Genomic DNA, 13,516 nt, shown 5'->3' on the forward strand with positions numbered 1-13,516 from the left:
AGGCTGGAAACCTGCGGTCCTTCATTTCACGACAGAATGATGTCTATATGATGACACTCCGAGGAGCGATCACATTAAATCGCCATCGTTTACTGTTTGGCCACCTGCTTGGTGATCTTCAGGTAGTCCAGAAGGATCCTGCCAGTCTCGGCCAGGTAGGCGTCATCTTCCGGCTTGGTTTTGTCAGCCTCGGCTGGCAGCGCATCTTCGTCTTCTTTCTTCAGCTCCTTGAGTGGATCTTCACCCTTGGCCTTGCGGCGGATGTTTTCCAGTACAAGCTGCTTGTTCTCGATGTCGGAGTGCTGCGCGCGACGGTCCACTTCGTTCAGGCTGACGGTTTTTTCTTCCATCAGCTTCTTGGCCAGGGCCAGCTTGTCGCGGATAAACACGAACTCGGCATCCTTGGCGGAGCGGGTGTCGTGGTCAGCCTTCAACTGCGCCAGGAACGGCTTGAACGGATCCGACGCCGGCTTGATCGCGGGGCGGATGGTGTCCCACGGCATGGCTTCCGGCAGGGCGCTTTCGCCGATTTCCTTGGTGTCGATGATCGACGGGAAATCGATGTCCGGCAGTACGCCCTGATGCTGGGTGCTCTGCCCGGAAACCCGGTAGAACTTGGCCAGCGTGAGCTTCAGTTCGCCATGGTTCAGCGGCTGGATGGTCTGCACGGTGCCTTTGCCGAAGGTCTGGCCACCGACGATCAAGGCACGGTGATAGTCCTGCATGGCACCGGCGAAAATCTCCGAGGCCGACGCCGAGAGGCGGTTGACCAGCAATGCCATCGGGCCTTTGTAGAAGGCGCCAGGGTTCTCGTCTTCGAGCACGTCGACACGGCCGTCAGCGTTGCGTACCAACACGGTCGGGCCCTTGTCGATAAACAGGCTGGTCAGCTCAGTGGCTTCCTGCAGGGAGCCGCCGCCGTTGTTGCGCAGGTCGATGACCACGCCGTCGACTTTTTCCTTCTGCAGCTCTGTCAGGATTTTCTTAACGTCACGGGTGGTGGACTTGTAGTCTGGATCGCCGGCACGGAAGGCCTTGAAGTCCAGGTAGAAGGCCGGGATTTCAATCACGCCCAGCTTGTAGTCCTTGCCATCCTGCTTGAGGTTGAGGACTTTCTTCTGCACGGCCTGGTCTTCGAGCTTCACCGCTTCACGGGTGATCGACACGATCTTGCTGGTCTGGTCGTTCGGCGCATTGGTGTGCGGAATCACTTCCAGGCGCACCACGCTGCCTTTTGGCCCACGGATCAGCTTGACCACTTCGTCGAGGCGCCAGCCGACCACATCGACCATCTCTTTGTCGGCCTGGGCTACACCGATGATCTTGTCAGCCGGAGCGACCTGCTTGGTCTTGTCAGCCGGACCTGCCGGCACCAGACGCACGATCTTCACCTGGTCATTGTCGCTTTGCAGGACGGCACCGATGCCTTCCAGCGACAGACTCATGTTGATATCGAAATTTTCCGCGTTATCTGGCGACAGATAATTGGTGTGCGGGTCGTAGGACATCGCGAAGGTGTTGATGTAGGCCTGGAAGATATCTTCGGCACGGGTCTGGTCCAGACGCGCCAATTGATTCTTGTAGCGCTTGGTCAACAGCTCTTGAATCGCCTTGGGTTCTTTGCCAGCGATCTTCAAACGCAGCACTTCGTCCTTGACGCGTTTGCGCCAGAGGTCGTCAAGCGCAGCGGTGCTGGTCAGCCAAGGGGCGTCCTTGCGGTCCACCAGAAGGGTTTCCTTCTGGGTGAAGTCGAGCTTGTCGACGCCTTTGTTCAACTCACCCAGGGCGAAGTCCAGACGCGCTTTGACGCGGTCCAGGTAACGCTTATAGATGGTGAAGCCAGGCTGCAGGTCGCCGCTCTTGAGGAGGTCGTCGAACTGCGTCTTCCACTTGTCGAACTCAGCGATATCGCTGGCCAGGAAGTAGCTGCGCGACGGATCCAGCAGCTTGAGGTAGCTGTCATAGATGATCACCGAGCGAGCGTCGTCCAGAGGCGGCTTGCTGTAGTGATGACGCTTGAGCAACTCGACGACGTTAAGGCTGGCAATCACCTCATCGCGATCCGGCTGAAGGTTGTCCCAGCTGTTGGCTGCGAACGTATTGGTCGACATCGACGCGAAGCCGAGACCAATGAAAAGAGCGAGGGCGGTGCTGGGTAACAAATGCTTCATGCTGATTCGACGCGGGGGCAATTGATAACGCATATTAGGCCGTCTTTGAGGGAGCCGGTTCCATATGGTCCGGTCGCATAATGCAAAAAGCCCGGCGATACAGCTACGGGCTCAGTCCAGACTCACTATGGAGGCACTGTGAAAGCATTGCAAGGCGTTGACGGTCATGTGGAGTGGTTGGAAGAACCCAGTCCTACCTGCGATGTAGGGCAAGTTCGCATTCGTGTGGCGGCAGCGGGCCTCAATCGCGCCGATTTATTACAGCGTGCGGGGCTTTATCCACCCCCGCCGGGCGCCAGCCACGTGCTGGGCCTGGAGTGTTCCGGGGTGATCAGCGAAGTGGGGGCGGGTTCATCCTGGCAAGTCGGCGACCGCGTCTGCGCGTTGCTCGCCGGTGGCGGCATGGCCGAAGAAGTGGTGGTGGATGCACGCCACGTATTGCCGGTACCGGAAGGCCTGTCGCTGATCGAAGCGGCCGCGTTGCCTGAGGTGTACAGCACGGCGTGGCTCAATCTGTTCCAACTGGCGAGCCTCAAACCCGGTGAAAAAGTGCTGTTGCACGCAGGCGCCAGCGGCGTGGGTTCCGCGGCGATCCAGTTGTGCAAGGCATTTGGCAGCCCGTGCTGGGTCAGTGTCGGCTCGGCGGAGCGCCTGGCCTATTGTGAGGAACTCGGCGCCCAGGGCGGCGTGGTGCGGACCGACGGGATCGAAGGGCTACGGGATTTCGGGCCGTTCGATGTGATTCTCGACCCGGTGGGCGGCAACTATGCGGCGCTGGACCTCAAGCTGCTGGCCCTGGATGGGCGCTGGGTGTTGATCGGTTTGATGGGCGGGCGCGACGCGCAGTTGGACTTGGCGCAGGTGCTCGGCAAGCGTATTCAACTGTTGGGCTCGACCCTGCGAAGCCGCAGTGATCAGTTCAAGGCGGACCTGCTCAGTGATTTGAGCCAGCATGTTTGGCCGTTGTTTGTTGAAGGGCGGCTGAGCCCGCAACTGGCCAAGACCTTCCCGATCGGGGATGCCGAGGCGGCGTTTGCCGAGTTGGCGACCAATCAGATTTCCGGGAAGTTGGTGGTGGTGATTGACGAGAGCCTGGCCTGATTTCAATCTCGAATTGGAATCAAATTCAAACTGTGGGAGCGGGCTTGCTCGCGAATGCGGTGTGTCAGATGAAACATTCTTTACAGGGACACCGCATTCGCGAGCAAGCCCGCTCCCACATTTGATCGCATTGAAGTCGGTTTCAGACCCAGTGATGGATCGGCCAGCCAGCCCTTTCGGCATGCTCGCGCAACACCGGATCCGGATTCACCACCTGCGGATGATCCACCTTCAGCAGCAACGGCAAATCATTGCGCGAGTCCGAATAGAAGTACGCGCCTTCCAGCGATTCGCCTTCCTGCTCAAGCCACTCCATCAACCGCGTGATCTTGCCTTCGCGATACGTCAGCACACCCATCGTCCGCCCGCTGTACACGCCATGGCTGACTTCAAGGTTGATGCCCAGCACTTGATCAATGCCGATCCGCGCCGCAATCGGCGTGACCAGATGCGTGCCCGATGCGGAGATCACCAGAATCCGGTCGCCGTTCGCACGGTGGCGGGCGATGGTCTTGGTGGCGTCGCTGTAGATCAACGGTTCGATCACGTCCTCGACCCATGGCTCGACCAGATGCTCGATTTCCTCCGGCGTGCGGCCGATCATCGGCTCCAGGCTGAAGTCCATGAAGTCTTCCATCAACAACTTGCCCTGGCTGTAGGCGTCCATCAGTTCATTGTTCTTGCGCATGAACGACTCAGGGTCGACCCAGCCCAGGCGGCCCATCTGTTCGCTCCACAGGGTGGCGCAGTCGCCATGGATCAACGTGTCGTCCAGATCAAAAATTACCAATGCCATCGGTCATGCTCTCTCAATAAAACGTTGCATCAGGCTACTTCACACAGGGCGCTTGGGTCGATGGTAAGTGCCAGGCGTTGCCCGTCAGGGTGCAGATCGTCGGCCGAGCGGTTGAGTACGTCCACCACCAATTCCACACCTCGTGCTTCGATGCGGTAGCGAATCACGTTGCCCAACAGGCTATGGCTGCGCACCAGGGCATCCAGCTCGCCGGTGCGGCTGAGTTCGATGGCCTCCGGGCGAATCGCGATGCGGCTATTGAAAGGGCGTTGCAGCAGTTGCGCAGCCTTGTCGGCGTCCAGCAGGTTGTAGTTGCCGATGAAACCTGCGGCGAACACGTCGACGGGGGCTGTGTAGAGGGTTTCGGCATCGCCGCTCTGCACGATCTTGCCCTGGTTCATCAGGAAGATGCGGTCGGACATGGTCAGGGCTTCTTCCTGGTCATGGGTCACGAAGATGGTGGTCAACCCCAGCTCGCGCTGGATCTGGCGGATCTGTTCGCGCAGGTGCTTGCGAATCCGTGCGTCCAGCGCCGACAGCGGCTCATCCAGCAGCAGCAGGCGCGGGCGGGTAACCAGGGAACGCGCGAGCGCCACGCGCTGGCACTGGCCGCCGGACATCTGGTGCGGATAGCGGCCGGCGAGGTCCTTGAGTTCCACCAGTTGCAGCACTTCCTGCACGCGCTTGTGGCTGTCGTCGGCGTTGACCTTTTGCATGCGCAGGCCGAAGGCGACGTTTTGTTCCACGGTCATGTTGGGGAACAACGCATAGCTCTGGAACACCATGCCGATGTTTCGTTTCTGCGGGCTCAGCGGGACGATGTCCTGCCCATCCAGCAGAATTTTCCCACTGTCCACCGAGGTCAGCCCGGCGATGCAGCGCAGTAGGGTGGACTTGCCGCAACCTGACGGGCCGAGCAGGGTGACGAACTCACCCTTGGCGATCTCGCAGTTGATATCACTGAACACCGGGGTGCCGGCGTAGCTTTTTTGCAGGTGTTGGACGCTGACGAAGCTCATTGGCTTTTGTCCTTGTTCAAGATGTTGGCGGCCCAGGTCAGCACCAGCACAAAGAAGAAATAGGAAATCACAACGGCACTGGTGAAGTGGCCGCTGCTGTTGCGCATATTGTTCAGGTACACCTGCAGGGTTTCGTAGCGGGTGCCCACCAGGATGTGGGCAAACACGAACTCACCGAACAGGAACGAAAACGACAGCAACAGCGCGACCATCAGGCCTTTGCGCAAATTCGGCAGCACCACAAAGATCGCGGCCTGCCAGGTGCTGGCGCCGAGTAATTGTGAAGCGTCCATCAGGTCGCGCAGGTTGATGGCTTGCAAGTTGTTGGTGATCGCCCGGTACATGAACGGCAGGGCTACGGTGAAGTAGCAGCCGATCAGGATCCACGGCGTACCGACCATGGCCAGCGGCCCGGAGCCATAAAGTTGCAGCAAGCCCACCGACGACACCACCGGCGGCACCGCAAAGGGCAGCAGGATGAGGATGTTCATCAGCGCATCCAGCTTGGGGAAGTGGTAATGCACCACGAACAGCAGCGGCAGAATCAACACCACCGACAGTATCAGCGCCCCCACGCACACCAGCAGCGATTGCCCGAAGGCCATCAAGAAGCGCGGGTCGCTCCACAGCTGCACGTACCATTTCACGGTAAAACCGGCGGGCAGAATGGTTGCCGACCAACTGCTGGCAATGGAGTAGACAAAGGTGCCCACCAGCGGCAACACCAGGATCGCAAATAACAACCACACCACTACCCGATGGTAGAGGGAGGCCGGGCCGGCTTCAGCGCGAGACATGGTAGCTCCTCTTGAGCAGCAGTTGATGGACCACGGTGACCACGGTCATCAGCGCCACCAGCACCACGGCCAGGGCGCTGGCCATGTTCGGGTCGAGGGACACATCGCCGGACACCAGGCCCGCGATGCGGATCGGCAGCACGTTGAAGTTGCCGGTAGTCAATGCGTAAACCGTGGCGTAGGCGCCCAAGGCATTCGCCAGCAGAATCACGAACGTACCGAGCAGGGCAGGGGTGAGCACCGGCAGGCCGATATGCCGCCAGAACTGCCAGCCATTCGCGCCGAGCAAGGCGGCCGACTCACGCCAGTCTTCGCGCAGCGCGTCGAAGGCCGGGTACAGCAGCAACACGCCGAGCGGAATCTGGAAGTAGGTATAGAGGATGATCAACCCGGTTTTGGAATACAGGTTGAAGTCCTGAATGATCCCCGCCTGCTTGAGCATGATGGTGATGCTGCCGTTGAAGCCCAGCAGGATGATGAACGCGAACGCCAGTGGCACGCCGGCGAAGTTGCTGGTCATGTTGGCGAAGGCGGTGACGAAATTGCGCAGCGGCGAATCCACCCGGCGCAACGAGTAGCTGCCCAGCGTGGCGATGATGATGCCGAAGATGCTGGAGTAGACGCTGATCTCCAGGCTGAACTGAATGGCTTGCAGGTAGAACTTCGAGCTGAAGATGCGTACGAAGTTTTCCAGGCCCCAGCCGGCTTCTTCAGTCTGCAGGCTGTTGATCAGTACCCAGACGAGCGGGGCAATCTCGAACACGATAAAGAACAGTGCGAAAGGCACCAGGCACAGCAGTGCCAGCCATTTGCCACGGGTCATTTCAACAGCTCCCGGCATACAGGTTTGTCGTGGGGCACGCCGAGCAGTTCGCAGACGGTGCCGCAGAGGTCGGTTTGTTTCGGCGTGGCAGTGGTGTCCAGGCTGAACGCATCGCCGAGCACAAACAGTGGTACTTCGCGTTCTTCGGGCAACAGGCCGTTATGGGAGCGGTCGTTGTTCATGCCGTGGTCGGCGGTCACCAGGACCTGGTAGCCAGCGTCGAGCCAGGCTTGCAGGTAATCAGCCAGGATGATGTCGGCCGAGCGTGCGCTGTTGCGGTATTGCGCGGTGTCGAGGCCGTGCTTGTGGCCGGCGTCGTCGATGTTCATCGGATGAACCACCAAAAAATTCGGCGTGTGTTTGAGGCGCAGGCTTTCGGCGTCGGCGAACAAGTGGGAATCCGGGTAATGGTCATTCCAGTAGAAATGCCCGTGTTGTATCGCCAGCGCCTTGTCGTCGGTATGACGGTCGCGGGCGGCGATAAAGGGCGTGCGGTTATACAACTCGCTGACCCAGTGGTAGGCCGCCGCCGCAGTGGTAAGGCCGGCGTCGGTGGCGTAATGAAAAATGCTGCGCTGGTTGGACAGGCGCGAGACGTTGTTGTGGACGATACCGCTCTGGATCGGAGGCACGCCGGTGAGGATGCATTCATACAGCGGGCGGGACAGGGCGGGCAGTTCACATTCCAGCTTGTAGAGGGCTGCGCGTCCTGCGCCGACATAGGCCTGCAAGTGCCCCATGGCGTGCCGGGCAACCTCGAAGTTCAGGCCGTCGAGCACCACAAGGATGACATTGTGCTTCATGGGGGCTGGCGCTCCGCAACAGTAGGCTTGACTCAATTTCTCTGACACAAACGGGTCAAATTGTGGGAGCTGGCTTGCCTGCGATGGCGGTGCATCAGTCGACACAGAGGTTGAATGTCAGACCGCTATCGCAGGCAAGCCAGCTCCCACACTGACTGCATTTCAGGCCGGGAGCCTGATTACTTCATCTCTACGATGACCTGCTCGTTCCACAACTGAGGCAGCTTCTTGGAAGTCGCCTCCCAGGCATCGGCATCCTTGATCGGCTGCGGGTTGGCCTTGGTGTACTGCTCGCCCGGGATCAGGTTCTTGGCGATATCGGCCGGCAGTTTCAGGTCGGTTTCAGCGCGGATCGGACGTGCGTTGCCTTTCGCCAGGTTGAGCTGGCCGGCATCGCTGAAGATGTATTCGCGAGTCAGCTTGGCGGCGTTCGGGTGCTTGGCGTATTTGTTGATGATGGTGGTGTAGCCGGATTTAACCGAACCGTCCGATGGGATCAGCACTACATAGTCATCCGGGTTGGCCATCTTGGCCTTATAGCTCAGGCCGTTGAAGTCCCAGACGATACCCACTTCGACTTCGCCTTTTTCCATGGTGGCAATGGTCGGGTTAGAGAGGCCGAGACGACCTTGCTGGGCAATCTTGGTGAAGAATTGCAGGCCTGGCGCGATGTTCTTCTCGTCGCCTTTGTTGGCAATGGCGGCGGCGAGTACGGCGTTGGAGGCTTGGGCCGCGGTGCTCACGTCACCGACGGAGACCTTGTATTTGCCGGTCTGCAGGTCAGCCCAGCTGGTAGGCACCTCGGAACCGTGCAGCAGCTTTTTGTTGACGATAAACGCGATGGTGCCGGTGTAGGCCAATGCCCAGTGACCGTCTTTATCTTTCGCCCAATCCGGAATCTGGGCCCAGGTCGACGGTTTGTACGGCTGGGTGACTTCCTGCTTCACCGCAATCGGGCCGAAGGCTGCGCCCACGTCGCCGATATCGGCACTGGCGTTGTCTTTTTCGGCTTTGAACTTGGCGATTTCCTGGGCCGAGCTCATGTCGGTGTCGATGTGCTTGAGGCCGTAGGTCTTGGCCAGGTCTTCCCAGGTGCCTTTCCAGTTGGCCCAGTCATCGGGCATGCCGACGCTGTTGACGGCGCCTTCCGCTTTCGCGGCGGCTTCCAGAGTTTTTAGATCGGTATCAGCGGCCATGGCGGCGGTGCACATGGCAATGGTCGAGCCTAACAGTGATGCCAGGAAAAGCTGTTTCATCCGAAGCTCCTTTGGGCGTTTTCAACGCGGCGGTTTTTTCTACGGTGTTGTTGGTCTAGGTCAGAGCAATACCTGAGCCAATCTAGACGCGATGGATGACAGTTTCATGTCGATGTCGTTTTCAAAGCGCCGATGTCGCAGCGCGCAGGCTTAGCGTAGACCATGCCCAAGTGCCCGCTGCGGTTGGACTTGGCCGATGTATTGCAGGGTGTGCTGTGCGGGATCGACGCGGACTGTCATCTGTCGGTCATCTGTAATGCCTAGGCTGGCACGCAGCAGCGCAAGCCCAATTACGGAGCGGTTTGTGCACCTGATCGGTGCTGGTCTAGTCCAGATAGGTAACGTTGATGCGTGATGAGGCAATCAAGGCGGTGACATCCATCGGCCTGGCGCTGCAAGAGCAGATCGACCACGGCCTGCTGCCGCCTGCAAGCAAACTGCCCGCCGAACGCAAGCTCAGCGAGTTGTTTGGTACCACTCGGATTACCGTGCGGGAAGCCTTGTTACAACTGGAGGCCCAAGGGCAGATCTATCGCGAGGAACGTCGCGGCTGGTTTGTCTCGCCGCCACGGCTGGCCTACAACCTGATGCAGCGCAGCCACTTTCACGCCATGGTCGGTGACCAGGGGCGGGTGGCTTCCACTGAAGTGATCTCTGCACGGCTGCAACCGGCGTCGGCGGCGGTGTGTGCGTGGTTGCAGTTGCCGGCGTTGTCCCGCGTGATCCAGATCTGCCGGGGCCGGCGGATTGATGGGCGTTTGGTGTTGTATGTGGAGCACTACCTGAACCCGCAGTATTTTCCGGGCATTCTGGACTGCGACCTGAACCAGTCGATGACCGAGCTGTATGCGCGCAAGTACGACTTGCACTATGGGCGGGTGCGTTTCGAGATTGTGCCGACGTCATTGCCGGTAGAGGCTGCCGCTGCGTTGCGTGTGTCGGTGGGCAGCCCGGGCTTGCGGATAGCCCGGGTCAATTATGACCAGCACCAGAGGCTGATCGATTGCGACCTGGAGTTCTGGCGGCATGATGCCATCCATGTCGGCGTGGATGTGGTGTGACATTCAGGCGGGGACTGATTCAACTGACGCACAGCGATCTAAGTGTGGGAGCTGCGATAGCATCAACTTGACCTGTCTGGTGTACCGAGGCGCCTGCATCGCAGGCAAGCCAGCTTCCACATTTGAACCAAGCTCGACATGATGGATCGCTCACCTATGGCGTGAGTGCCTTGATCACCTGATCCACATTGGTCTCCAACTCCGTCACCGGCTCCGCACCGTCGACATTCAGTACCAACAATTTCGCTTCCCCCGCCGTCACAGCGGCCTTCACCGCTTCACTCGGCTGACGATGATGCAGCACCACCGCCACATCGTTGTCCTTCAACTCTGCGCTGAGTTTCTGCAACGCCTCAGGCGTCCAATCCGCGTCAGGCCGTGCATCGGTGCTGAGCACTTCCAGGTTCAAACTGCTGACCAGATACGCGAAGTGGTCGCTCAGGCTGACCACGCTGAGATTATCCGCCTTGGCCAGCCGCGCTTCGCTGGCGGCGCTCAGTTTGAGCAGGCGCTGCTTGAGGGCGGCAAGGTTGGCGTCGATCTTCGGCTTGGCGTCGGGGCTCAGGCGGCTCAGGTCCGCGGCCAATACATCGGCCATGCGTCCCATATTGTTACTCGACTGCCATGGCTGGCTGTTCAAGCCATCGGTGACGCCCGGCTGCACGGCGATGCCCGGCAAGCCGCCGTCCACCGGGCGTGCGGCGTCGACTTCGACGATGCGGATATTGCTGCGTCGCGCCACCGGGTACAGCGGGTCGTCGGCCCACAGCGAGCGCAGGCCAATAGTGGCGTCGGCGTCCAGCGCCAACGCGCTCAATGCCGGCGCGCCACGACCGGTGAAGTAGGACACCTGCCGCGAACCGGGCAGGTTGGCCGGGGCGGCGCGCTCCAACTGCACATCGGTGCCTTTGAGCAGCACCTCGGCCAGGCCGTAGGTGATCGGCAGCGAGGCTAGGACCTTCACCGGTTTTACGGACTTGGCCTTGCTCAGTGCGGCGTGACCCAGGCCGGGATGGATTTTGAGGGTCTTGGGTTCTGCACCATCGACAGCCAGTGCCGAAGTGCTGATCAAACAAGCGATGGCCAGGGCCAATGGACGAAAGACAGGGCGCATTATCCAAGATTCCCTTTGAGGCTGGGCACTGTACCGCGCGCGATGGCGGCCAGGGCGAAGGCGATACCGGCAACCAGAATGATCGCGGCGCCGGATGGGATCGGCAGGTCGAAGATGATCGGCAGCAGGATCCCGCACAGTGTGCTGACGGTGGCAATCACCACCGAGACCCAGAAGAACCCCTTGAGCGACTGGCTCAGCAGGCGCGCCGCTGCGGCCGGAATCACCAACAGCGCGCCTACCAGGATCGCGCCGATGACCTTGACCGCCGCGACGGTGATCAGTGTCACCAGAATCACAAACAAGTAATCCAGGGTCTTCACCGCCACCCCGCGCACTGCCGCCAGTTGCGGGTTAAAGCTGGCCAGCATGATGCGGTTGTACAGCGGCAAGGCCAGGGCCATCACCAACGAGCCGACAATCGCCAGCACCAGCAGGTCATTGCCATTGACCGTCAGCACCGAGCCAAACAGCACGTTCTCCAGAATATGCACGTTGATCTTGCCGGCGAGGATCAGCAACAGGCTCGCGCCCAATGCCAGTGACACCGACAGGAACACACCGATCAAGGTATCCGGCGCCAGGCCGGTGCGGTTGCGCAGGTAGTTGAGCAGGATGCCGAACAGCAGGCAGTAGCCGAACAGGCTGCCATAGGGCCCGGTGTAGGGTTCGCCCAGCAGAATACCCACGGCCACGCCGGTCAGCGCGGCATGGCCGACCGCTTCGGAGAAAAACGCGAAGCGCTTGACCACCACCAGCGTGCCCAAACCACCCAGCACCGGGCCGATCAGCAGACCGGCGAGCAGCGCGTTGACCACAAACCCATAGGCCAGCGCCTCCGGCAGATAACCGGAAGAGGCCCAGCCCTGGACCATCAAGCGAAAGGCTTCATAACTCATTGCGCCGGGCTCCGAGGGTGGGTGGAGAACAGGGTCAGCAGGCGATCCGGGGTCAGCGCCTCTTTCGGCGTGGCGTCGAACAGCACGCGGCGGTTCAGGCCGGTGACGCGGTCGGCCAGGCGGCCCACGGCTTCCAGGTCATGCTCGATCCATAGCACGGTGATCCCTGCCAGGCGCCAGTCACTCAGCAGGCGTTCGAACACCTGGATTCCGGCTTCGTCGAGCGCCGACATCGGTTCATCCAGCACCAGCAGTTGCGGCGCCGGGATCAATCCCTGGGCCAACAACACGCGCTGGCGTTCACCGCCGGACAGGGCGCCCATGCGCCGCTTGCGTTTGTCCTGCATGCCAACGCGCTCGAGCGCATCACCTATCGCGCCGGCGTAATGTTTGGACAGGCCAAGAAACGCAGGGCGCCGCTGGCACATGGCGGCCATGAAATCATCAACGGTCATCGGCAATCCGCGGTCGAACTCCAGGGCCTGGGGCACATATCCGATGGTGCCGGGAGTGGTCGGCCAGTGCAGGCTCAACCGCCCCTGATGCGGCGTTTGCCCCAGCAAGGTCTTGATCAGCGAGCTTTTGCCACCGCCGTTGGGGCCGACCAGCGCGTGGATGCTGCCCGGTTGTACCTGGAAGCTCACGTCATCAAGGATCACGGTACGACCCAGGGTCAGCGACACCTTGTCGAACGCCAGCGTCGGGCCGACGCTAAGCGCATTCAGTTGCTGCGCCGCGGTCATGACCCGGACTCCTGAATTGCGCGGACCACGGTGTTGAGGTTGCCGGTCATTTCCACTTCGTACTTTTCAGCGCTGTATTCGCCGTAGGAAATGTGCGACAGCGGGTACAGCTTGACCCCGGACTCACGCTGGATGGTGTCGACGTAGGTGGACGGGAAGTCCATCTCCGAGAAGATTACCTTCACGTCCAGTGCGCGTAGTTCATCAATGGTTTTCTTCAACTGGCTGGGGCTTGGCTCAATGCCGTGGGCCGGTTCGACCACGGCGGTGACTTCCAGGCCGAATTCGCGCAGCAGGTAGTCGTAGGCCGCGTGCACGGTGGCCACGCGCAGGTCCGGGTTGGGCGCGCTGGTCAACTTGGCCAGGGCATCGGCGCGCATCTGGCGCAGGCGCTTGCCGTAGGCGCGGGCGTTCTGGGTGTAGGTCTTGGCGTTGTCCGGGTCGAGCTTGCCCAGTTCGCGGGCAATGTTGTTGACCTGGGCAATCGATGCGCTGATCGACAGGAAGGTGTGCGGGTTGACCACCTTGCCCGCACCGCGCGCGGCATTGCCGGTGGCGGCCAGCAGCGGCACATTGGCGTTGGCTTCGATCACCGGAATGTCCGGGCGCTCGCTGGTGGCGATCATGCGATCGGCGAAATCATCATGGCCGACGCCGTTGAGCACGATCACGTCCAGGGTGCCGATGCGCTTGATGTCCTCGGCGCGGGGCTCGTAGGCATGCGGGTTGAAGCCGGCCGGAATCAGCGGCACCACCTCGGCCTTGTCGCCGACGATATTGGCCACGTAGCTGTAATAAGGGTGAAGCGTGATGCCGATACGCAGGCGTTTAGCCGGCTCTGGGTTTGAGAGTGCATTGGCCAGGGGAGCGAGCATCAGGCTGAACAGACCAACCAGCAACAGACGCAACAGGGGAGATGAAATAGACATGGGC

Annotated in this window: 13 protein-coding genes; 2 read left to right on the forward strand and 11 right to left on the reverse strand. The window is 60.5% G+C overall.

Annotated elements, in window-relative coordinates; translation table 11 throughout:
* Nucleotides 1–89: 89 nt before the first annotated feature.
* A complete protein-coding gene (locus tag HU722_RS10335) occupies nt 90–2,171 on the reverse strand; it encodes a carboxy terminal-processing peptidase (RefSeq protein ID WP_186755201.1) in 2,082 nt (693 codons plus the stop codon).
* Nucleotides 2,172–2,309: 138 nt separating this feature from the next.
* Here HU722_RS10335 and HU722_RS10340 point away from each other — a divergent pair, with 138 nt between their 5' ends.
* Entirely contained in the window at nt 2,310–3,272 is a 963-nt protein-coding gene (locus tag HU722_RS10340; protein ID WP_065882514.1) for a zinc-binding dehydrogenase, read from the forward strand.
* A gap of 142 nt (nt 3,273–3,414) precedes the next feature.
* On the opposite strand, the gene HU722_RS10345 is transcribed toward HU722_RS10340, so the two are convergent.
* From HU722_RS10345 to HU722_RS10370, 6 genes are all read right to left on the reverse strand, one after another.
* Entirely contained in the window at nt 3,415–4,068 is a 654-nt protein-coding gene (locus HU722_RS10345) for an HAD family hydrolase (protein ID WP_065872614.1), read from the reverse strand.
* Between the two features lie 29 nt (nt 4,069–4,097).
* Complete coding sequence (locus HU722_RS10350) at nt 4,098–5,087, reverse strand: ABC transporter ATP-binding protein (protein ID WP_065872613.1); 990 nt, start codon at nt 5,085–5,087, stop codon at nt 4,098–4,100.
* The gene (locus HU722_RS10355) at nt 5,084–5,884 is read right to left on the reverse strand and encodes an ABC transporter permease (protein WP_186755309.1); all 801 of its coding nucleotides are present in this window, start codon (nt 5,882–5,884) and stop codon (nt 5,084–5,086) included. The genes HU722_RS10350 and HU722_RS10355 overlap by 4 nt, the downstream gene beginning before the upstream one ends.
* A complete protein-coding gene (locus tag HU722_RS10360) occupies nt 5,871–6,707 on the reverse strand; it encodes an ABC transporter permease (RefSeq protein ID WP_065872611.1) in 837 nt (278 codons plus the stop codon). The genes HU722_RS10355 and HU722_RS10360 overlap by 14 nt, the downstream gene beginning before the upstream one ends.
* Entirely contained in the window at nt 6,704–7,510 is an 807-nt protein-coding gene (locus HU722_RS10365) for an alkaline phosphatase family protein (protein ID WP_065872610.1), read from the reverse strand. Before HU722_RS10365 ends, HU722_RS10360 begins: the two co-directional genes overlap by 4 nt.
* Nucleotides 7,511–7,689: 179 nt before the next feature.
* The gene (locus HU722_RS10370) at nt 7,690–8,766 is read right to left on the reverse strand and encodes an ABC transporter substrate-binding protein (protein WP_049709160.1); all 1,077 of its coding nucleotides are present in this window, start codon (nt 8,764–8,766) and stop codon (nt 7,690–7,692) included.
* Between the two features lie 347 nt (nt 8,767–9,113).
* Between HU722_RS10370 and HU722_RS10375 the strand changes: the two genes are divergently transcribed.
* Complete coding sequence (locus HU722_RS10375) at nt 9,114–9,827, forward strand: UTRA domain-containing protein (RefSeq protein WP_065872609.1); 714 nt, start codon at nt 9,114–9,116, stop codon at nt 9,825–9,827.
* A gap of 154 nt (nt 9,828–9,981) precedes the next feature.
* On the opposite strand, the gene HU722_RS10380 is transcribed toward HU722_RS10375, so the two are convergent.
* From HU722_RS10380 to HU722_RS10395, 4 genes are read right to left on the reverse strand one after another with little or no spacing between them, the layout of a single operon-like run.
* A complete protein-coding gene (locus tag HU722_RS10380) occupies nt 9,982–10,941 on the reverse strand; it encodes a metal ABC transporter substrate-binding protein (protein ID WP_065872608.1) in 960 nt (319 codons plus the stop codon).
* Nucleotides 10,941–11,840: a metal ABC transporter permease gene (locus tag HU722_RS10385; protein WP_049709157.1), complete on the reverse strand. Its 900-nt coding sequence runs from the start codon at nt 11,838–11,840 to the stop codon at nt 10,941–10,943. The genes HU722_RS10380 and HU722_RS10385 overlap by 1 nt, the downstream gene beginning before the upstream one ends.
* On the reverse strand, nt 11,837–12,583 hold the full coding sequence (locus HU722_RS10390; RefSeq protein ID WP_065882517.1) for a metal ABC transporter ATP-binding protein: 747 nt from the start codon (nt 12,581–12,583) through the stop codon (nt 11,837–11,839). Before HU722_RS10390 ends, HU722_RS10385 begins: the two co-directional genes overlap by 4 nt.
* Nucleotides 12,580–13,512, reverse strand: coding sequence for a metal ABC transporter substrate-binding protein (locus HU722_RS10395; protein ID WP_065882518.1), 933 nt, complete (start codon nt 13,510–13,512; stop codon nt 12,580–12,582). Before HU722_RS10395 ends, HU722_RS10390 begins: the two co-directional genes overlap by 4 nt.
* Nucleotides 13,513–13,516: the final 4 nt, after the last annotated feature.

The organism is Pseudomonas tritici (genome assembly GCF_014268275.3).
In the GTDB taxonomy this organism is placed as follows: Bacteria; Pseudomonadota; Gammaproteobacteria; order Pseudomonadales; family Pseudomonadaceae; genus Aquipseudomonas; species Aquipseudomonas tritici.

Excerpts from the sequence above, each read along its gene's own strand:
- HU722_RS10335 (WP_186755201.1), bottom strand. The coding sequence starts at position 2,171 with ATGAAGCATTTGTTACCCAGCACCGCCCTCGCTCTTTTCATTGGTCTC.
- HU722_RS10345 (WP_065872614.1), bottom strand. The coding sequence starts at position 4,068 with ATGGCATTGGTAATTTTTGATCTGGACGACACGTTGATCCATGGCGAC.
- HU722_RS10350 (WP_065872613.1), bottom strand. The coding sequence starts at position 5,087 with ATGAGCTTCGTCAGCGTCCAACACCTGCAAAAAAGCTACGCCGGCACC.
- HU722_RS10355 (WP_186755309.1), bottom strand. The coding sequence starts at position 5,884 with ATGTCTCGCGCTGAAGCCGGCCCGGCCTCCCTCTACCATCGGGTAGTG.
- HU722_RS10360 (WP_065872611.1), bottom strand. The coding sequence starts at position 6,707 with ATGACCCGTGGCAAATGGCTGGCACTGCTGTGCCTGGTGCCTTTCGCA.
- HU722_RS10365 (WP_065872610.1), bottom strand. The coding sequence starts at position 7,510 with ATGAAGCACAATGTCATCCTTGTGGTGCTCGACGGCCTGAACTTCGAG.
- HU722_RS10370 (WP_049709160.1), bottom strand. The coding sequence starts at position 8,766 with ATGAAACAGCTTTTCCTGGCATCACTGTTAGGCTCGACCATTGCCATG.
- HU722_RS10375 (WP_065872609.1), top strand. The coding sequence starts at position 9,114 with ATGCGTGATGAGGCAATCAAGGCGGTGACATCCATCGGCCTGGCGCTG.
- HU722_RS10380 (WP_065872608.1), bottom strand. The coding sequence starts at position 10,941 with ATGCGCCCTGTCTTTCGTCCATTGGCCCTGGCCATCGCTTGTTTGATC.
- HU722_RS10385 (WP_049709157.1), bottom strand. The coding sequence starts at position 11,840 with ATGAGTTATGAAGCCTTTCGCTTGATGGTCCAGGGCTGGGCCTCTTCC.
- HU722_RS10390 (WP_065882517.1), bottom strand. The coding sequence starts at position 12,583 with ATGACCGCGGCGCAGCAACTGAATGCGCTTAGCGTCGGCCCGACGCTG.
- HU722_RS10395 (WP_065882518.1), bottom strand. The coding sequence starts at position 13,512 with ATGTCTATTTCATCTCCCCTGTTGCGTCTGTTGCTGGTTGGTCTGTTC.